This window comes from Rhodococcus sp. ENV425 (assembly GCF_002887785.1).
Lineage (GTDB): Bacteria > Actinomycetota > Actinomycetes > Mycobacteriales > Mycobacteriaceae > Rhodococcus > Rhodococcus aetherivorans.
This window is the reverse complement of the sequence record NZ_PCZU01000158.1, coordinates 46580-64818: the sequence shown is the minus strand read 5'-3', so window position 1 is coordinate 64818 and position 18239 is coordinate 46580. Positions and strand designations below refer to the sequence as shown.

The 18239-nt window shown below is 67.4% G+C and carries 21 protein-coding genes; 11 read left to right on the top strand and 10 right to left on the bottom strand.

Annotation, left to right across the window (positions count from 1 at the left end; translation table 11 throughout):
• Positions 1-448: 448 nt before the first annotated feature.
• Together CQZ88_RS13270 and CQZ88_RS13265 are read right to left on the bottom strand one after the other, a co-directional pair.
• Positions 449-1351: a hypothetical protein gene (locus CQZ88_RS13270; RefSeq protein ID WP_146034302.1), complete on the bottom strand. Its 903-nt coding sequence runs from the start codon at positions 1349-1351 to the stop codon at positions 449-451.
• A 62-nt stretch (positions 1352-1413) separates the two neighbouring features.
• Positions 1414-2451, bottom strand: coding sequence for an HNH endonuclease (locus tag CQZ88_RS13265; RefSeq protein WP_102799874.1), 1038 nt, complete (start codon positions 2449-2451; stop codon positions 1414-1416).
• Between the two features lie 614 nt (positions 2452-3065).
• On the opposite strand from CQZ88_RS13265, the gene CQZ88_RS13260 reads away from it, so the two are divergent.
• The 3 genes from CQZ88_RS13260 to CQZ88_RS13245 all read left to right on the top strand — a co-directional run bounded on the left by CQZ88_RS13260 (position 3066) and on the right by CQZ88_RS13245 (position 6851).
• Entirely contained in the window at positions 3066-4103 is a 1038-nt protein-coding gene (locus CQZ88_RS13260) for an excalibur calcium-binding domain-containing protein (protein ID WP_251550763.1), read from the top strand.
• A 448-nt stretch (positions 4104-4551) separates the two neighbouring features.
• Positions 4552-5430: an alpha/beta fold hydrolase gene (locus tag CQZ88_RS13250; protein ID WP_102799861.1), complete on the top strand. Its 879-nt coding sequence runs from the start codon at positions 4552-4554 to the stop codon at positions 5428-5430.
• Positions 5431-5750: 320 nt separating this feature from the next.
• Entirely contained in the window at positions 5751-6851 is a 1101-nt protein-coding gene (locus tag CQZ88_RS13245; RefSeq protein ID WP_102799860.1) for a protein kinase, read from the top strand.
• 19 nt (positions 6852-6870) lie between these two features.
• Here CQZ88_RS13245 and CQZ88_RS13240 read toward each other — a convergent pair whose 3' ends face one another.
• The 3 genes from CQZ88_RS13240 to CQZ88_RS13230 all read right to left on the bottom strand — a co-directional run bounded on the left by CQZ88_RS13240 (position 6871) and on the right by CQZ88_RS13230 (position 8393).
• Entirely contained in the window at positions 6871-7338 is a 468-nt protein-coding gene (locus CQZ88_RS13240; protein ID WP_040275812.1) for a hypothetical protein, read from the bottom strand.
• A gap of 102 nt (positions 7339-7440) precedes the next feature.
• A complete protein-coding gene (locus tag CQZ88_RS13235; protein ID WP_102799859.1) occupies positions 7441-8064 on the bottom strand; it encodes a DUF3558 domain-containing protein in 624 nt (207 codons plus the stop codon).
• On the bottom strand, positions 8061-8393 hold the full coding sequence (locus tag CQZ88_RS13230; RefSeq protein ID WP_102799858.1) for a hypothetical protein: 333 nt from the start codon (positions 8391-8393) through the stop codon (positions 8061-8063). The genes CQZ88_RS13235 and CQZ88_RS13230 overlap by 4 nt, the downstream gene beginning before the upstream one ends.
• Before the next feature lie 242 nt (positions 8394-8635).
• On the opposite strand from CQZ88_RS13230, the gene CQZ88_RS13225 reads away from it, so the two are divergent.
• The 5 genes from CQZ88_RS13225 to CQZ88_RS13205 all read left to right on the top strand — a co-directional run bounded on the left by CQZ88_RS13225 (position 8636) and on the right by CQZ88_RS13205 (position 12181).
• Positions 8636-8932, top strand: coding sequence for a type VII secretion target (locus CQZ88_RS13225; RefSeq protein ID WP_102799857.1), 297 nt, complete (start codon positions 8636-8638; stop codon positions 8930-8932).
• Positions 8929-10308, top strand: coding sequence for a WXG100 family type VII secretion target (locus CQZ88_RS13220; protein WP_251550765.1), 1380 nt, complete (start codon positions 8929-8931; stop codon positions 10306-10308). The genes CQZ88_RS13225 and CQZ88_RS13220 overlap by 4 nt, the downstream gene beginning before the upstream one ends.
• A gap of 104 nt (positions 10309-10412) precedes the next feature.
• Positions 10413-10619, top strand: coding sequence for a hypothetical protein (locus CQZ88_RS13215; RefSeq protein ID WP_251550767.1), 207 nt, complete (start codon positions 10413-10415; stop codon positions 10617-10619).
• Entirely contained in the window at positions 10613-10900 is a 288-nt protein-coding gene (locus CQZ88_RS13210) for a hypothetical protein (RefSeq protein ID WP_251550770.1), read from the top strand. The genes CQZ88_RS13215 and CQZ88_RS13210 overlap by 7 nt, the downstream gene beginning before the upstream one ends.
• A 66-nt stretch (positions 10901-10966) precedes the next feature.
• A complete protein-coding gene (locus tag CQZ88_RS13205) occupies positions 10967-12181 on the top strand; it encodes a GNAT family N-acetyltransferase (protein ID WP_006939485.1) in 1215 nt (404 codons plus the stop codon).
• Between the two features lie 24 nt (positions 12182-12205).
• On the opposite strand, the gene CQZ88_RS13200 is transcribed toward CQZ88_RS13205, so the two are convergent.
• The 4 genes from CQZ88_RS13200 to CQZ88_RS13190 form a co-directional block, all read right to left on the bottom strand.
• Positions 12206-12886, bottom strand: coding sequence for a DedA family protein (locus CQZ88_RS13200; RefSeq protein ID WP_044476109.1), 681 nt, complete (start codon positions 12884-12886; stop codon positions 12206-12208).
• Positions 12887-12942: 56 nt separating this feature from the next.
• Positions 12943-14091 carry a serine hydrolase gene (locus tag CQZ88_RS13195; protein WP_065922738.1) on the bottom strand — a complete coding sequence of 383 codons (1149 nt, stop codon included), beginning with the start codon at positions 14089-14091 and terminating at the stop codon, positions 12943-12945.
• Positions 14092-14194: 103 nt separating this feature from the next.
• The gene (locus CQZ88_RS30990; RefSeq protein WP_006939481.1) at positions 14195-14329 is read right to left on the bottom strand and encodes a hypothetical protein; all 135 of its coding nucleotides are present in this window, start codon (positions 14327-14329) and stop codon (positions 14195-14197) included.
• 37 nt (positions 14330-14366) lie between these two features.
• Complete coding sequence (locus CQZ88_RS13190; protein ID WP_102799854.1) at positions 14367-14816, bottom strand: DUF5994 family protein; 450 nt, start codon at positions 14814-14816, stop codon at positions 14367-14369.
• A 191-nt stretch (positions 14817-15007) separates the two neighbouring features.
• Here CQZ88_RS13190 and ppk2 point away from each other — a divergent pair, with 191 nt between their 5' ends.
• The 3 genes from ppk2 to CQZ88_RS13180 all read left to right on the top strand — a co-directional run bounded on the left by ppk2 (position 15008) and on the right by CQZ88_RS13180 (position 16998).
• Positions 15008-15955, top strand: coding sequence for a polyphosphate kinase 2 (gene ppk2 / locus CQZ88_RS13185; RefSeq protein ID WP_006939479.1), 948 nt, complete (start codon positions 15008-15010; stop codon positions 15953-15955).
• 104 nt (positions 15956-16059) lie between these two features.
• Entirely contained in the window at positions 16060-16269 is a 210-nt protein-coding gene (locus tag CQZ88_RS29540) for a hypothetical protein (protein WP_044476108.1), read from the top strand.
• A gap of 33 nt (positions 16270-16302) precedes the next feature.
• Positions 16303-16998, top strand: coding sequence for an alpha/beta fold hydrolase (locus CQZ88_RS13180; protein ID WP_102799853.1), 696 nt, complete (start codon positions 16303-16305; stop codon positions 16996-16998).
• Positions 16999-17017: 19 nt separating this feature from the next.
• Here CQZ88_RS13180 and CQZ88_RS30985 read toward each other — a convergent pair.
• Positions 17018-18239: EF-Tu/IF-2/RF-3 family GTPase (locus CQZ88_RS30985; protein ID WP_258008580.1), on the bottom strand; the 1222-nt coding region annotated here is incomplete at its 5' end.

Here is an 18239-nt window from a genome sequence, read left to right as displayed (position 1 = left end):
TGTCGGGGCGGGTGCCGCTGCACGTCGGCAGGGCCCCGGCGAACGTGCGTTACCTCGAAGCCAAACGACGGCGGATGGGACATCTGCTGCCGGCGGCGGGAGGCTGAGGCGCAGAACATTATCCGCGCACCTCGCAGTCATCCGCTCGTGCAATTGCAGGAGCGGATGACTGACGGCCGAGCGGCTGTGAGGGCCTTTCAGCGGTTGCGTGACTCGAACTCGTCGAGTGCGGCGACGATGCGCGCGACGGTGTCTTCGATGCCGGTGCACTACTGGGATTCCGGCAGGGGAACGTTCCGGTCGCGAAAGTGGACGCGGCCGAATATCAAGACTCCGTTAGCCGTTCGACGCTCATTCCACATCGGTACGGCAGGGGCGAGTTGGTCTCGGGCAGCGCGCATCGTACCGCCAGTTGGGTGGGCACGATGTCGTCCCCGTTGTCGGTTGCTTAATCGCAGTAGTCGCATCGACCGGTAGCCGGAAGAGCCGTGCGGTGTACCGGGCAGAAATCGGTTTGGGTGTGTCCTGTCGACGCTTCCCGGCGAGCCGCTGCGGACCGCGTGGCCGCCACCTTGGGCGTGAGCGTGGGTTCTCCACCGTCCGCGGGCAGGTTGTCGGCATAGGCGCGGTAGCACTCGAGCCGGGCCCAGGCGGCGTGATGATCGAGGTCATCGGGAATGGGCTTACTGGCGGTCTCGAGGACGTAGCGGTAACCGTCGCCGACGGTGTGGTCCTGCTTGACGCAGAGTGCCGTGAGCGGGGGCTCGCCGCGACGTGCGCATTCGTCGACTACTACTCCGAGGACCTTTCCGATCCAATTGCGCATCTGTATTCGGGTGCGAATGCCGGCTTCTTCTTGGACTTGTTCGGCCAGATCCACGTAGGTGATGAATCCGTTGTATCGCCGCGCAGTGCGCTCGAGAATGCCCTGGGCGGCCACCGCCCACGCCGCCCGAGCGTCGGCGAATGCCACCCGCGAGCCGTCGCTGATTCGCCAAGTTCCGGGTGTGGTCATGCCGGTGCCCCCGTCATTCCCGTCATTCGCTTCCGAATCGGTTCCGGATGCCGCCGTGCTGGTGTCGACCGAGGTCTCGGCGGAATCGAGCTCGTTCTGCTGGGCTCCGTGCGGCCGGTACACGCTCGTCTCGAAACCGATCTTGCCAAGCTGTGACAGGGCGTGATGGGTGTTGTAGCCGGAGCGCGGGCGACCACTCAAAATTCCCCATACCTGCTTGGGTGGGTACCTGACGCCTCCCACATCGACCCAGTGTTCCTGCACGCCTTCCGGTGCCATGCGGCGAATCGCGGCAATCGCAGTGGACAACTCCTCGGGCAGGGGCGCGTCTGTCATTCCGCTATTGGACCAAACGGATAACGGTGGGGACCGCAACCACGGTCCGTCTCGTGTCGTCCTCAACCCGTGTGAAGCTCGTAGTCCTGCACCTGCCGCCACAGCAGGGACCCGACGGGCAACGATCCGTACATGCCCTCAGCCGCCGAGGCTGTTCGCCGAAAAAGCACCGGCATCTTCGTGCCGGCAGCGACATCATCGAGATGGGCACGGTCCAGTGCCCGCCGAATATGCATCCGGACCGGCACGCTAGCGGACTTGTCAAGATTGCAGCGAGTGTCGGCTGCGACGAGATTCGCGACGCCGTCGATCGGGACGAGGGACCACGGCACGACGTGATCGATCTGCACATCGTCGCGCATGCGGGTCGCGCAGTAGAAGCACCTATCACCCTGTAGATCGCGGAGTGGATCGACGAGAGCTCGCAAGGCGACGCGGTCGGCACCGAACAGAAAGCCGTCGAGGTCCTCTGCGTCGAGCTCGGTACGGTTCAAGGCTATTACGTCCTGCGCCCACAGTGAGCGCACGAATGCCCGCAGCAACGTCGAGGTGCGTCGCAGACCCTCGGGGACGCCCGGACGTAGGACGATCATTGCGACCCGGTTGACGTCGGCGACCGTCATCTTCTTGCGGAACGCGGAAGCATCGAACAGGAAGTCGTCGCGTATGCGGGTATGTAGAACCGTCTGCAGGTGTGTGAGCGGGTATTGCGCGACGGTTTTCCGCAGCGAGCGCACCAAGGCCTGATAGGAGGGATGCGAAGCGGCGCGAGCTGCCTCTGCGGTGCGCAATCCCTCACGGATCAAGTCGTTCCGCGCCTCGGCAATTCGATCCGGCATCGAGCGGCCCCTCTTCACCTGAGCGAGTGGACCATGCTGCTGAAACGGCCGCACCTGCTGCCAGTAGTAGGCGACGATCCGGTGGGTGATCTCGTCGATCGGAACCGCGAGGCTGCCGTCGGGCGCGGGCGTGTTCTCGACGCAGATGTCCACCAAGGCCATGACTGTCGCAAGCTTGTAGGTGGATTCCCGTCGACCTGTTTCGAGCAACTGCACGACGCGGCCTGCGACGTCGAGCGGGTCCAGGCTCGCGGGGCTCATGGTCGGCACCCTATACGCCGTCGACCGACGACCGTGTCCTGACAGTCGAGGGACTCGAGGCGGACCCGCACGCACTGACGAGCCTGGCGCGCGTCCGATTCCGGTTGCTCATCCACGTCTTTGCGAAGAACCTCCGACCCGGGAACAGGCGATCAGGCGCCTTCCTTCGATATCGTCGCTGTCGGGACCGGCAGGCGGGAGACGGTGGGGGACAACTCGAGATCCGCGAATCCGTGGTCAACGATGACGGGATCCGCTACGAACTCTGCGAGCAGATCGGCGAGGGTTGTCGACAGACGGGACAGGAGGAGAAGGCTTGCTCATCTGAAAGGTGCTCCTCGAACTGCTCCGACATGACCCTGGGCAAGCCATAACCTCGCAGTTCAGGGCGTCATTCTTTGTCTGCGACATCCTGCACTCACGAACCACCGTGAAAGCGCGAGGTTGGCGAAGCCCGTCCAGGGGGAGACGGCCCACGACCGTCTGCTGTACGTCTGCCGGTGCGTAATGGCCTATTCGTACCGAACGATTACCTCAATGAGTGAATCAGCGTGAATGCGCTTTCGCATCGATGATCTTGAAGTAGGACCGGCGAGGGCATTATGGCCGAGAGCATGACGCCATCAGAGGCGAAAGCCATCGCTGAGCGCTACCTGAGGTCTCTCGGGTTCGTCCCGACTGCCGGCGGTGGATCGAGCCGCATGAATATTCGGGCACCGGGGTTGGTTGCGAAGGTAACTGTTCGTGCCGCCCCCGTCAGCCGATCCGAACTGACGAGCTTCTACATGGATCGCGATATAGGTACGGCCGAGGCGCGAGCGTACTTTGCGATCAACGGCTACGGACCAACGGCTGTCGACTATGCAAGAACGCATCGGATCCAATTGTTCGAGATCGATCGTGCCGGTCGCGTCACTGAGCGCAACAAGGTAGGACTCTGCGCGCCCGATACGGTGGCGCCTCCGTCGTGGCCTTCGCAGAAGAAGGCCGAGTCTCGTCATGAGCGGCCTACCGATCCCCGAGACCAGACGATGAAGGTCTGGGAGAGGCATGAAGCGGAGCAAGCTAGGAGACTGCTACTTGCGGTCGCCAAGTCTGTCGGTGCCGCGACTTTTGCCCGCTTGTCGAAGTTGGCAGAGGCGGTGCCAGAGCGGAGGACGCGGAAGACCCCAGCGAATCAACGTGCAAACAGGGGGCTCGTGGCGGTCGGTGTGGTGATGTTCATTGTTGTCGGAGGAAGCGTGTTGGCCGGCGTGAACAGCTCGAACTCCGACCGCCCGGTAGAACCGCCGCAAGTGTCATCCACGACGACTACTCGTGAACTCTCCTCGGCGGCCACGACACAGCAGACTTCGCCAGAGGCAATTCGCACACCGTCGGAGATCGTGTCATCGAGCTCTGTACCGACGACCACCGTGTTCAGGCCGCCGCCCCCCGAGTACATGCCGTCGGAGACCACGACGTACGTGCCCGCCCCACCGGTGAACACGCCCGAGTACACCCCACCACCGCCGGCGCCTGAATCGTTCGCCTATTACAAGAATTGCGACGCTGCCCGCGATACCGGCGTTGCACCGCTCTTGCGCGGTCAGGCGGGCTATAGACCTGAACTCGATCGGGACGACGACGGCGTAGCTTGTGAATGGAATTGATCGTCCCAGGAACAACGCGAGCGCTGAGTGCGGCCGACCACCAAATTCGGCAGTCACCGCGCGTGCCGCATCCTGAACATCCGCTTCACGATTCTCATGTCACGCTCGGGGGCGTCGACCGCGAACAGGGCCAGGGGCGGCCGGAACCGTTCCACCGTCACCGCGTGAGGCTGGCTCGAGGTCGGCGCGCTCGCGTTCGGCGATCCAGTCGTCGATTCCGCCGAGGAGCGCCCGACGGGTGGGGAACCAGCTCGAGGAGATCACCTGACCGCGGAGAGGGAGATCAGCTGTCCGCAGCAGGGAGATCAGCTGTCCGCCCACAGGGACGCCCTCCTGTCCCTTCGCCCTTGCCTCGAGTCCGCGCTCCCGGGTAGCCGCCGGCATGGACACACCCTTTCCGAGAGGTCCACTATGAACGTGGTATCTCCACCGTGCGAAGGGGGTCGCCGTGCCCACGCCCGCCTCGGCCTGGTCGCCGCCGCTGCCCGAGGCGTCCGGCTTCGACCATCTCGTCGTGGAGACGCCCGGACTGCATACTCACGTCGCCGCCATCGGCGAAGGTGAGCCGGTCGTGCTGTTGCACGGATTTCCCGAGCACTGGTGGCAATGGCACGCCATAGCTCCGGTCATCGCGGCCTGCGGCTACCGGGTCATCTGCCCCGACTTGCGCGGGGCCGGCTGGACCGTGGCGGACGATCCGCGTGTCGAGCGCGAAACCAGGCTCCGCGACCTGCTCGCCCTCTTCGACGTCCTCCACATCGAGCGCACCCACCTCGTCGCCCACGACATGGGCGTCCTGACCGCAGTGCAGCTGACCTACGACCACCCCGAGCGGGTTCGCACGGCAGTGCAACTCGCCGTGCCCCCGGCCTTCCTGACGTTCAGCCCGAAGGTCCTGCCAGGCTTCCGGCACCTGCCCTCGTTGGTCTGGCACCGCCCGGGCGCCTCACTGCGCGGAACCTTCTCCCAGGCGTACGTTGCCCGCCCGATGTCGGAGGAAACCGTCGAAGCGCACCTCGCCCCGATGCACCGCCCCGACATCGACGGCGCGGTGCGTCCGCTCCTGCGTGGCATGGTGCTGCCCGAAGCCGTGCGCATGGCACGGGGGGTCTACCGACGTCGGAGGCTCACGGTGCCGACCCTCGTCGTGTTCGGCCGCCAAAACCGCCCGTGGAACGAACAGCTGGGGCGCATCTGCCGCAATCCGGGGCGGTACGCCGATCGCATCGAGTTCGCCTACGTCGACGACGCAGCGCACTTCATCACCGACGACGCTCCAACCGAGGTCGCCGAGCTCGCGATCGACTGGTTCGAACGAGCAGCATGACGTAGGGCTCACTACTCGGTCTTTCGCTCACCGCTCCGAGCACTCTTGCGTGTCTCACTGGGCGGAGCGCAGCGGCCTCGGGGGCGTGGTTGCTGGGCATCGCCGTTTCGAACCTCCGGGGAGGCAGCGCCGGTCTGGACAGGACACGCCGGGTGGTTGTCGAGTGACTCGAGGCAGACCTCCACGCGCTGACGAGCCTGGTGCGCGCTCGATCCGGTTGCTCATCCACATCTCGGCGAAGCTCCTCGGACGCGGGGACAAGACGATGGGGCGCCTTCCTTCGATATCGTCGCTGTCGGGACCGACGGGCGGGAGGCGGGGTGGGACGACTCGAGGTCGGCGGATCCGTGGTCAACGATGACGGGATTCGCTACGAGCTCTGCGAGCGGATCGGCGAGGGCGGATTTGGTGAGACCTACCTGGCCTACCGCCTCGCGCGGAACTCGGGTCGTCGGGTCCGGAGAGTGTGCGTCAAAGTGTGTCACAACATCGACGATTGGCACGGGGAGGCGTTCTTCGGTCGATTGCTCCACGGCAACGACCGGGCCGTCGCGCTACACGACTCGTTCGTCGTTGCCGCCGGTCGTGGCGGGCGACGGCGCCTGCACCTGCTCGTGTTCGAATACATGCCGGATGGAACCGTCGCCGACCTCGTCGAGGCGAACGGTCGCGGGTGGAGTCCGTCGCGCGTGCGCACGGAGGTCGGTGCCCTACTGAAATTGCTTGCGACGATGCACAACGTCGGCATCACGCACCGCGACATCACACCCCAGAACGTCTTCCTCCGGGGTGGACGGCTCGTCCTCGGCGACTTCGGTATTTCCCGGATGACACTCGATCCCCGCAAGGCGAAGGTGACCGCTTTCACGCCCGACTTCGTTCCGGACGCGGTGTGGGTCCACCACAACTGGGGTCCCGGCGACGACGTGTTCCAACTGGGACTCCTCGCGTGCACCCTGCTGAGTGGCGAGATCTGGACGGCACGTGACGTGAAGCAACTGCGAACTCTGACGGCGCCGGACGATCTGAAGTGCTGGATCTGGCACGCGACGGCCGCCAAGGCGAAGAAGTATGTCGACGCACTCGACGCAGGTGAGGCATTGACGACGCTGGCGAAAGTCAACATGCGGTCGGGACGGGGCCCCGCGTCATTGGAGGGCCATCGGGTGGTCTTCACCGGCAAGCTCCAGCGATGGACCCGGAACGAGGCCGCGGAGCTCGTCCGGCGCGCCGGCGGACACGTGCAGGATGCCGTCGGCGACTCGACCACGCTGCTCGTGCGAGGGGACGTCCGCAATGGGCTGAACGAGTCCGAGGGACGCAAGCTGTACGCGGTGCGGGAACGCCTGCGGCTCGGGCAGAGGATCTCGATCGTCGGTCAGACGGGCCTCGAGCGTCTGCTCGGACAGCGGCACAGGTGACCGGAACGAGCCGCAGGGATCACGCTGGGGGCCACGTGCCGATCGGAAGCGTGTCGGGGAACTCGTACTCGCATCCCAGTTCGTCGAGCGGGGGTGCGTCCGGGCTGTCGCGGAACCACGAAACGCACGCGTCGGCGGCCAAGACTACGTCGCGGGTGAAGAGGTAGCCCTCGGTGCAGTCGTCGAAGTGACCGTCGAAGAACCACCGGTCGAGCTCGAGCCCCTCCACAGCGTGAGTGTCCAGCCGCAGCCGGCCGAGGACGGTCCGGGAGCGGCGGACCATCAGCACACCGTCTGCCAGCACGTGTACCTGCGCGCACACCACCGGGCTTTCGTCGTCGTCCTCGTCGTAGTCGCGCGGAACGACGTAGCCGCTCGGTCCCAGGTCGATGACGAGACCCGTCGGCTTGTCGGTGAACGAGTCGACGAGCCAGTCGATCATTCCGTCCCAGGTGTTGATCTCCGGGACGTCCGTGCTGTCGTTCACCGGCCGCCTCCTCTGTGGTTCCTCCAGTGTGATCGACCGTAGCGCGGGGCACCGACACAAAGGTGGTGCTCTCTGCCTGAATCATGCGGATGCGAATGCCGTTCAGCGCGACGTCGATTCGAAGTCGTCGAGAACCGCGACGATCCGACCGACGGTGTCCTCCAGGCCGACGCACCACTGTGATTCCGGCAGGGGAGCGCTGCTGTCGCGGAAGTGGATTCGGCCGAATATGAGCACCCCATATGACGTTTCGACGCTCATGCCGCATCGGTACGGCAGGGACGTATTGGTCTTCAACAGTGCTCTCCGGCCGGCGAGTTCCGTGAGCACCATGTCATCACCGTTGCCGGTGGCCTTCTGCCGCTCCTCCTCGAAGTCGAAGTTGGCGGACAGTACGGACAGACCATAGTTGGCCAGGATTCCGGGGATGTGCACGATGCCGTCGTAGGAGCAGCCGAGCATCGTGAAATGCGTGGCGGCGAAGTCCGCATTGTCCTCGGTTCTCGGGTCGTAGCCGGCGGCGGTGAGCACGTCGTCGGGAATGTCGAGGCAGGGGTCGAAGGCGACGAGCGGTCGATCGGATTCGTCGACCAGGCGCGGCACGCGTGTCGTGGTGGTCACGGGGGTCGGCGGCTCGCTCGTAGTGATGGCGGAGTGTGAAGGCACCGCGCAGCCGGCGAGCACCCCGACAGCGAGCAGGCCACCGGCGGTGCGGCGGCCGGTCACTGCTCGTCCAAACTTGCGCCGTGCAGACGCTGCACCCAGTCGTACTCGGCGGCAAGGAAACCCTCGCCACCGGCGGCGAACAGGTCCCGCATGTCCTTGAGCACCACATAGAACTGTTCGAGCCGTTCGTAGAGCGATTCGGGTGTGCCCTGGGCCTTGCGCACGAATCCGGCGCGGAGAGCCTCGGCCGACGCGAAGCCACCGAAGCTGGGCGCATCGGACAGATTGCCAGCCTTCTCAGCCGCGTCTTTCAGCGTTCCGAGCATGGTGTCGCAGATCGCGACGATCTCGTCGATCGTCTGCGGATCCAGACGAAGTTCCCCGGCCATGAAATCCCCCCATGATGTCCATCGGCCCGGGTACTGTAGCGCGCCGACGGCATGGGAACGCCACCGCTCGAACGCGAGGCACTGGCGACTGATGGGCGGGACGACCGGGAGTCTGCCGACTCGGTGAGCGTTGCCGCGGAAGTCGTCAGGTTTTCGGCATCGGGTCATCCGACAGTCGTAAGTAGGGGCGGTCCTTCTGTGTAAGGTGCATCGGGCAGGTTGGGGACACAGGGGGCAACTGCATGGGGGAGAGCGTTTTCGTCGTGCCGGAAGAACTCCGGTTGCTTGCAGCAAGGACTGCGGACGCCGTTGCCGCACTGGAGAAATGCACCGACAGGTCGGAAGTCGGGGATCTGCTTTCCGGATCGGGTACCGCGATTGCATGTGAAGAGGTGTGGACAGCCGTGGTCGCATCGATGTCCCGATTGGCCGCTCGTCTGCGCGACGTGGCGATGAGGGCTGATGCTGCTGCGGATTCGTATTCGGAGGTGGATCGTGCGTCGGCCGACGCATTGCGCGACCTGCGGGGCAGAGTGTGAGTCCGGCGACGAGAGAGCAGGCCCAACGCTGGGACACCGCTTCGCTGGTCGTGATCGCAGCTGCATGGGAGGAACTTGGTGACGAAATCGACCGGCGTAAGCGCGACGTGGAGCGCGACTTCGACGACTCGCACCGGTTTTGGCGAGGAGCAGCCGGCGATCACGAACGCACCAGGATGCAGCGATTCGTGGATGCGGCGAATCGCGCGGCAGGAGCTCTCGAACGTTGTGTCGATGTTGCTCACCGCGGAGCCTCGAGCATCGAGGCCGCGCGATCGTACGTAGTGCATGCCATCGCGTTGGCGGAATGTGAGGGGTTTCGGGTTGCGAACGATGGGCGTGTCTCGGCGGTCGATGTGGCCGGAGCCTCGAATGAAGTCGCGAGCCGACACGAGACGGAAATTGTCCGCGCGTTGACCGTACTGGGCGACGAAGACGCGCGGGTGGCAACGGCGATGCGGAGAGCGCTCGAGTCGCTCTCCGCGATGCAATCGGACGAGGTTCGGTTTCCGGCGGACGTGGTGTTCGCCGGACCCGCGCCTGCCCCGGGGGCAGACTCCGGCGACGAGCGGCGTGCGGATGCCGCCGATGCATTCGAACGACTCACAGGTCGGTTCCCGCTCGACCCGGTGGACTGGGCGACGGCGTACATCCTTGTGGCGAACAGCTTCGCCGAGAAGTACGCGGGAGTCGGGCCGGAGGTCGTCGCGGGTCGGATCGAACCCGTGCCGGGTCAGGGCGTAGTGCGGATCGGGCTCTACATCCCGTCCGAAACGGTGGTGAACCTGCCGCAGGATCTGGGTGACCATCGGTCCGAGGATCCCCGATTCGACGTCGAGGACACACGAGTCGCGATCTACGTCGACTACGAGAACGGCATGGTGATCGCCCGTCAGAATCCTTCGGTGTCGGTCGACGGTGACGTGCGGGTCGGTGTGCCGACCGTAGACGTCCAGCAGGCGACCGACGGTGCCGTTCGGATCCAGTACCACGCGAGAAACCCTCTCGCTCCGGATGTGTCGACGCCAACGCATACGGTCAACGGTGACATCGTGGTATCGCCGCGGCCGGAAGGAATTGCTGTCGACGGTGTGATCACGGATTACCCGGCGCTCGAGGTCTATCGGGATACGCCCATGGGCGGTACGGAAACTGTCACGATCGACCCTGCCGACAGTGGCAGCGAATACGGTCCGCTCATCAACCTTCCGTTCCATCATTCGATCGGGGTCGGAACGGAAGCGTTCGAGCGTTTCAGGTCTGCGTACGCTCAGTTGCCGCCTTACGAGGCGGGGACACGTCCCGATGCGGATCCGCACCAGCCCACGCGGCTCGGTGGTACGGAGGATGCGCTTCGTGTGGTGGTCGTCCGATGATTCGGCCGGTCCTCCCGCCTGGGCTTTCACAACGGCTCGATCGGATCGGCTTCTGGGAGGCCGCCACGTGGTCCCTGCCGTTTGCCGCAGCCGGCGGAGCGTCGTTGTTCGTCGGGATTGTCGCCGCGATCGGCACGATCGACCATCGGGCGAACCCGACGGAAGGGTGGATCCTCGCTGTCGTCGCCGCACTCATGGGTGCCGTCGCTGCCGTGCTGGCGCGCTCACGCGCCGAACGTGACCGCGGCATTGCGCTCGGAGTCGGTGGGGCCGCGGTAGTTCTCTGTGTCGTGTGGTTGTTGTCGTGGTGAGCCGTGAGTCGTGGTGGACCAATCGCATCGACTGGTTCGGCCCGGAGAGCTTCGTCGGGGCGCTGTGCGGACTGGGGTGCGGGGTGTCGGTCCCTCTCGGCGTTGCCGGCGGCGACGCAGCGTGGCCGTACCTCGGTCCACTCGTCGGTGGGGGATTGCTGACGGCGTTCCGCGGGCCGGTCCGTCGATTCGGCACGGGGTTGGCCATCTCCAGCGTCGCGGTCCCGTCGCTGCTGGTCGGTGTCCTGTTGTTCGGTGGGGTGGCGGCGGTGTTTCGATGAACGGCGGGCCCGGGCGGAGGGCACGTCTGGGCGGTCCCGTCGCCGTGATCCCCGTATGCTGCGGTAATGCCGGAGATTCGAGTCCTGGACACCGAAGCCGAGCTGCTGACGGCGGCGAAGCTGTTCCGTACCGCGATGATCGGGATGCCGGCGCCGAATCCGCTCGAGCCGGGACAGATCCTCACCCAGCGCGAACAGGGCCGCACCCTCGGGGCGTTCGTCGACGGGCAGATGGTCGGCACGGTGGAGTCGGCGTCGAGTGGCATGGTGCTGCCCGGCGGCCGGCGGGTTCCGCACGCCGCCGTGACGCACGTCGGCGTGCTGCCCACGCACACGCGGCGGGGTGTGCTCTCGGCGTTGATGCGTCGTCAGCTGAGCGATGCCCAGGACCGGGGTGAGGTGGTGACGTCGCTGCGGGCCTCCGAGGCGACGATCTACGGCCGCTTCGGGTACGGCGTCGCCACGACGACGCACACCGTCGAGCTCGACGTGCGGCGGGCGGTGCTGCGTCCGTCGGTGGGCGAGGGCGAACCGGTGCGGCTCGTCGATCCGCACCACGCGTGGGACCTGCTGTCGCGCATTGCCGACGCCAATCCGTCGTCGCGGCCCGGAAGCATCGATCGCATCCCGCCGTGGTGGCGGTCGCAGGAGCACCGGATCGTCGGGGACCGCGAGCCCCGGTACGTCGCGGTGCACGGTGAGCCGGGCGCGGAGACGGGCTTTGCCCGGTACCGGCCGATCGGCACCGACATGTGGTTCGGCAGCCGGGATCGGACGGTCGTCGTCGAGGACTTCTTCGCCCCGACCCGCACCGCCTACCTGGGCCTGCTCCGGTTCCTGCTGAACCTCGATCTCGTCGACACGTTCGTCTTCGCCGCGCTCCCGCAGGACGATCCGCTGCCGTGGCTGCTGACGGACTCGCGCGCGGTGCGCTTGCGCAGTGCCGGCGACGAGACGTGGCTGCGCATCGTCGACGTGCCGGCCGCGCTGCGTGCGCGGACCTACGCCGGCACCGGAGAGGTGCGGCTGGCCGTGATCGACGAGCGTCTCCCGGAGAACACCGGGACCTATCGGATCTCGGCGGCGGGGGCCGAGCGGGTGGACGAGCCGGCGCAGCTCGAGGTGGACGTGTCCGCGCTCGCCGCGACGCTGCTCGGCGGGACCCGGTGGCATCAGCTGGAGGTCGCCGGCCTGGTGCGGGTGCTCGACGACGAGGCGCTCCCGGTGGTCGAGCAGCTGTTCGCGACGGCATCGGCGCCGTTCGCCGGCGTCATGTTCTGATCCCGCCCGGGCGCAGTGTCGTGGTCAGCTCGCACCGCTCTGCGCGCGACGCTTCCGGACACGCTTGACGATGGCGTAGCCGAGGAACAGGACGACGGCGGCGATCACGATGTTCTGGAACACCGACGCGTACGGCTCGACCCGCGCCCAGTTCGCTCCCAGCCCGTAGCCGGCGAGGACGAAGATCGTGTTCCAGACGAGGCTGCCGGCGGTGGTGAACAGCACGAATCGCCACGCGGGCATGCGGGTGACGCCGGCGGGGATGGAGATGAGGCTGCGGAACAGCGGGACCATCCGGCCGAAGAACACGGCCTTGCTGCCGTGCCGCTCGAACCATGCGGTGGTGCGGTCGAGGTCCGCGACGTCGACGAGGGGGAGCCTGTCGACGATCCGGCGGATGCGGTCCGGTCCGACGCCGCGCCCGGCCGCGTAGAGGCCGAGGGCGCCGGCGAGCGAGCCGAGGGTGGTCCAGAACAGCGCCCCGAAGAGGGTGAAGCTGCCCAGGCTCGCGGCGAAGCCGGCCAGCGGCAGGATGACCTCGCTGGGCAGCGGCGGGAAGAAGTTCTCCAGCGCGATCGCGATCCCCGCTCCGACGCCGCCGAGCCGGTCCATGAGGGACAGCGCCCAGCCGGCGAGGCCCTCGGTCGGGACGGCGGCGTCGGCCGGTATGGCGGCGAGGAGTGGTGCAGTCACCTCACCCACGATAACGGCGGATCACGCCGGATCCGGCCGACGTGAGGGCCGCCACGGCCTCGTCCCGGTCAGGATCCGGCGAGCGCGGCCTGCAGCTTCTGCACCACGGCGGGGGCGGGGTTCTGGTTCTGGGCATTGGGGATGTCGCTGTTGACGGCCACGAGGATGATGTCCTGGGTGTTCTTGTCGTAGCCGAAGTAGGTGTTGAAACCGGGCAGCTCGCCGGTGTGGCTGAGCCAGCCGTCGGCGTCGCCGAGCCCGAGCCCGTACGCCGCGGTCGCGGTGTTCGGTGGCAGCCCGTACAGGAACGACGACATGCGCACGTCCTGGGTCTGCTGGTCGTAGAGCCCCTCGCCGGTGCCGATGGCCTTCGCCCAGATCTGCAGGTCGTCGAGGGTGGAGATCATCGCCCCGGCGGCCCATGCCCACGAGGGATCCCAGTTGGTGGGGTCGGTGGTCTGTCCCTCCGGCTGGCCCTGCTCGGTGATGCCTTCGAGGTGGGGGGAGGGGATCTCGGCGGTGTCGGGGAAGGAGGTCTCCCGCATCCCGAGCGGCTCGATGATCTTCCCGGTGATGTAGTCGCCCAGGCTCTGCCCGCTGACCTGCTCGACGACCAGGCCGAGGGCGATGAGGTTCGAGTTCGAGTACTCCCACTTCTCCCCGGGCGGGAAGTTCGGCGGCGCTCCACGCACGATGTCGAGCAGCTGCTCGGGAGTCCAGGGCTTGGTCGGGTCGCCGAAGAGCTGGTTCTGGAAGTTCTCGTCGAAGGTGTAGCTGGGGATGCCGCTGGTCATGTCGGCGAGCTGGCGCAGGGTGGCGGTGTCGCCGTTGGGCAGGCCCGGCACGTACTTGCCGATGGGGTCGTCGAGGGACAGCTTGCCGTCCTGCATCAGCTGGAGCACCGCGGTGACGGTGAACGTCTTGGTGATGCTGCCGATGCGCGTGTGGTCGGAGGCGGTCGGGGGCTCGGTGGAGTCCTGGCCTGCGGTCCCGGAACTGCCGGTCCACTCGTAGTCGGCGGTGATCACCCGCGCGACGACGCCGGGGAACTTGAAGTCGTTGCGCACGTCGTCGAGCGCGGTCTGGAACTTCTCGGCCTGGGCCGCGTCGGGCGCGCGGGTGGTCGTCGTCGCGGAGTCCTCGGTGCCGGTGTCGGAGCCGCAGGCCGCGGCCACCACCACGAATGCGCTCACGGCGAGGATCGAAAGACGGCGCATCGCAGCTCCCAGGGTCGGCAGGATGACAACATCATCGGACCTCAGTGTGAACCCTGCATCGTCGGAACGCGTGCTGTTCGATCATGAAAGCGGCGGCGGGCGCTCAGTTCGGTGCGGAGAAGAGGCCGGAGTAGTCGTACGGTCCGTGACGCCGGGTGTCCGCCTCGAGGTCGGCGGTGGTGTCCGGCTCGGCGGGCTTGCCGGGCTGAAGGAAGATCGGGTACTCGTGGTGCTGCATGGTGTCCTGTTCTGTGGAGTGATCGGGGAGGGAAGGGTCAGTGGTCGCCGGGCGCATCGGTGACTGTTCGCATGATCTCGTAGGCGCGGTCCGGATCGGTGTGGGGATCGACGAGCGTCAGCGCGATCCGCGTGTCGTTCTCGCCGAACAGATACATCAGGTTCGCCGGCTGTCCGGGAATCGGACCGGTGATCTCGATGCCGTCGACGTCGTCGATGCGTCGCTGAGCGGAGCTGACCGCATTCCATTCGAACGCGATCCGGGAGACGGACCCGAGCCGCGGGGCGAGCGCCGAGATCAGGTCGTGCAGCTCCGAGGTGATGTTCGAGGTCCAGGGAAACCATGCGCCGTCGACGGACGACGTGGGCGCCCCGGCAGGTCGCAGCAGCAGCCGCGGGGTGCGTGTGGGCTCGGGGAACGGCTGCGTTCCCGCCCGTGCCGGCGCATCCCGGCGGGTGCCGGGATGTGGAGGCGGTGTGTGCGTCACAGGACGCTCCTTGGTCGGCCGCGAATCAGCCGGAAAGATGTTCCAATCGGGGCCCATCGAGCGGGAGGCTCGACGCGAGATGCCCATCGATACCCGAAGCCTACAGGGTGGGGCCGGGAACGGGCGAATGTGCAGCGGGTCGCACACCCGATCGAACCGCGGGGTGCGGGGACCGGCGGTAATCTCACGGAGTGGACGAGTTGAACGAGAACGGCGAGCCGTTCGAACTCGCGTCGGACGGCCAGGTCGACGTCACCCCGGAGATCGACGAAATCGGCGAGCTGCTGCGCAAGTCGGGCCGCGAGAACCTGGTCGCCGACGTCGACGAACCGTGGCGGCACGGGTATCCGTACGACACGAAGATGACACGGCGGCAGTACGAGGCCCGCAAACGCAGGCTGCAGATCGAACTGCTCAAGCTGCAGGCCTGGGTCAAGGAGTACGACGAGAAGATCGTCATCATCTTCGAGGGCCGCGACGCGGCCGGCAAGGGTGGGGCCATCAAGCGGTTCACCGAGCACCTCAATCCCCGCGGCGCGCGGGTGATGGCGCTCGAGAAGCCCACCGAGCGTGAACGCACGCAGTGGTACTTCCAGCGCTACGTCGAGCACCTGCCGGCCGGCGGGGAGATCGTGCTGATGGACCGGTCCTGGTACAACCGGGCCGGCGTCGAACGGGTGATGGGCTACTGCACCCCGAACGAGTATCGCGAATTCACCCGCTCCGCACCGGAATTCGAGCGGATGCTGGTGCAGTCGGGGATCCATCTGGTCAAGTTCTGGTTCTCGGTGGGCCGCGAGGAGCAGCACGCGCGGTTCGTCGCGCGCAGCACCGATCCGGTCAAGCAGTGGAAACTCTCGCCGACGGACCTCGCGAGCCTCGACAAGTGGGACGCGTACACCGAGGCGAAGGAGGCGATGCTGTTCTACACCGACACCCCGCACGCGCCGTGGACCATCGTCAAGGCGAACGACAAGAAGCGTTCGCGGATCGAGGCCATGAAGTGGGTGCTGCACCGCTTCGACTACACCGGCAAGGATCCGCGCGTGGTTCGCACCCCGGATCCGCTGATCATCGGCTCGCCCGAGACGGTGTACGACGAGGGGGAGCGCCCCTCGGAGTCCTTTCCGACGATGTGATCTGCGCCCGGCGACCGCCCGCGCCGTTTCGGGGTGCGGGAGACCGGGTACTGCGAGAGGGCCGAACCGGCGGACGCCGGCCGACATCGAAAGGACGTCACACCGTGGGAAGTCCGGATGAGCGCGATGAGCGCGAAGAGCCCGTGGAGGCCACCGACCGCCCCGCCCCGGTCACCCGGGAAGACCTGGAGAACCTGGTGGACGACATGGAGAAGCGGGTCGAGTCCGAGCGCGAGGAGGAGGGCGTCGAGGGCAGCGTCTCGGACCGCGAGGAGCAGAAGCCGATCGTGACGGGCGACGAGGCGCCGGACTGACCGGGCCGTGTCGTCACCGACCGGGAGCCGCCGATGCCCGATGCCATGACCCGTGCCTTCGTCCTGCTGCCGGGGGCCGGCTCGGACTCGTGGTACTGGCACCGGGTGGTGCCGCTGCTGCGCGAGTGTGGGCACGAGGTCGTCCCGGTCGACCTGCCGTACACCGATCCCGGCGCCGACCAGTACACCTTCGCCGACGTCGTGGTGGCGGCCGGCCGTGACGTCGCGCGGCCGCCGACCTTGGTCGCGCAGTCGATGTCCGCGTTCACCGCGGCGATCGCCGCCGAGCGGATGCCCGTCGACGGGCTGATCCTGGTGGCCCCGATGATTCCGGCGCCGGGCGAGTCGCCGGGGCAGTGGTGGTCGGCGGTGGGGCAGGCCGAGGCGAAGCGCGCGCAGGACGTCGCCGAGGGGCGCGATCCGGACGCGCCGCTGGATCCGCGCGGGCTGTTCTTCCACGACGTGCCCGCCGACGTGGTCGACGAGGCCTTCGCGCACGAGCAGCCGGGCATGTCGGAGGCGGCGTTCGAGCCGGCGTGGCGGGCGCCGCGGTGGCCGGACGTGCCGGTGCGGGTGATCGCGGGCCGTCACGATCGGTTGTTCCCGTTGCCGCTGATCGAGCGCCTCGCTCGCGAGCGGCTGGGCGTGGAGCCCGAGGTGATCGACAGCGGGCACCTGCCCGCCCTCGCCCGCCCGGCGGAACTGGCGTCGCTGCTGCTGCGGGAGTGAGGATCCGTCGCCGGACGCGTTACCGGCTTCCGCTGCGGGACTTGCCGTTCGACGTGGCCGTCTCCTGGCCGCCGGTGAACTGCGCCGCCACCGCGGCGGGCATCGCCTCGTAGCGCAGGTGCATCCGGGCGAACTCGGCGGTGCCCTGGGTGAGCGATCGCAGATCGACCGGGTAGCGGGCGAGTTCGAGCTCGGGGACCTCCGCGCGTAGCAGGGTCCTGCCCGGCTCGGCGCTCTCGGTGCCGAGGACCCGGCCGCGCCGGGCGGACAGGTCGCCGAGGACGGCGCCGAGGTACTCCTCGGGCAGGATCACCCGCACCGCGGCGACGGGTTCGAGCAGCTTGACCTCGGTGTGGGTGGCGGCGTCGCGCAGCGCCAGCCCGGCCGCGGTCTGGAACGCGGCGTCGGAGGAGTCCACCGAGTGTGCCTTGCCGTCGACGAGGGTGACGCGGACGTCGATGAGCGGGTTTCCGGTGGCCACACCCTTGGCGGCCTGCGCACGCACGCCCTTCTCGACGGACGGGAAGAACTGCCTGGGCACGGCGCCGCCGACGACGCGTTCGGCGAATTCGATGCCGCCGCCGATGGGCAGCGGTTCGACCTCGACGTCGCACACCGCGTACTGGCCGTGGCCGCCGGACTGTTTGACGAGGCGGCCGTGGCCCTTGGCGGGGGCCGCGAACGTCTCGCGCAGCGCCACCCGGTACGGGACGGCGTCGACGTTCACGCCGTGGCGGGTGCGCAGCCGGTCGAGGACGACCTCGGCGTGGGCCTCGCCCGTGCACCACAGCACGAGTTGGTGGGTGTCGGGGTTCTGCTCGAGACGCAGGGCGGGGTCCTCGGCGGTCAGCCGGGAGAGGGCCTGCGAGAGCTTGTCGTCGTCGCTGCGGCTGTGGGCCTCGACGGCCACGGGCAGCAGCGGCTCGGGCAGCGGCCAGCGGTCCAGCAGGGTCGATGCCCCCGCTTCGGAGAGGGTGTCGCCGGGCTGGGCGGTGACGAGCTTGGCGATGCACACCAGATCGCCGGCGACGGCCTCGGGCACCGGTCGCTGTTGCCGGCCGAACGGGCTGGTGAGGGTCGCGACGCGTTCGGTGGTGTCGTCGCCGGCGGACCCGGCCAGCCGGATCGTCGTGTCGGGGCGCAGCGTTCCGGAGAACACCCGCACCAGGCTGATGCGCCCGACGTAGGCGTCCCCGGCGACACGGATCACCTGCGCCGTCAACGGCGCCGCGGGATCGGCG

What these genes read in the sequence shown, in the direction of transcription:
- CQZ88_RS13270 (WP_146034302.1), bottom strand. Translation starts at nt 1,351, where the DNA reads ATGACAGACGCGCCCCTGCCCGAGGAGTTGTCCACTGCGATTGCCGCG.
- CQZ88_RS13265 (WP_102799874.1), bottom strand. Translation starts at nt 2,451, where the DNA reads ATGAGCCCCGCGAGCCTGGACCCGCTCGACGTCGCAGGCCGCGTCGTG.
- CQZ88_RS13260 (WP_251550763.1), top strand. Translation starts at nt 3,066, where the DNA reads ATGACGCCATCAGAGGCGAAAGCCATCGCTGAGCGCTACCTGAGGTCT.
- CQZ88_RS13230 (WP_102799858.1), bottom strand. Translation starts at nt 8,393, where the DNA reads ATGGCCGGGGAACTTCGTCTGGATCCGCAGACGATCGACGAGATCGTC.
- CQZ88_RS13225 (WP_102799857.1), top strand. Translation starts at nt 8,636, where the DNA reads ATGGGGGAGAGCGTTTTCGTCGTGCCGGAAGAACTCCGGTTGCTTGCA.
- CQZ88_RS13205 (WP_006939485.1), top strand. Translation starts at nt 10,967, where the DNA reads ATGCCGGAGATTCGAGTCCTGGACACCGAAGCCGAGCTGCTGACGGCG.
- CQZ88_RS13195 (WP_065922738.1), bottom strand. Translation starts at nt 14,091, where the DNA reads ATGCGCCGTCTTTCGATCCTCGCCGTGAGCGCATTCGTGGTGGTGGCC.
- CQZ88_RS30990 (WP_006939481.1), bottom strand. Translation starts at nt 14,329, where the DNA reads ATGCAGCACCACGAGTACCCGATCTTCCTTCAGCCCGGCAAGCCCGCC.
- CQZ88_RS13180 (WP_102799853.1), top strand. Translation starts at nt 16,303, where the DNA reads ATGCCCGATGCCATGACCCGTGCCTTCGTCCTGCTGCCGGGGGCCGGC.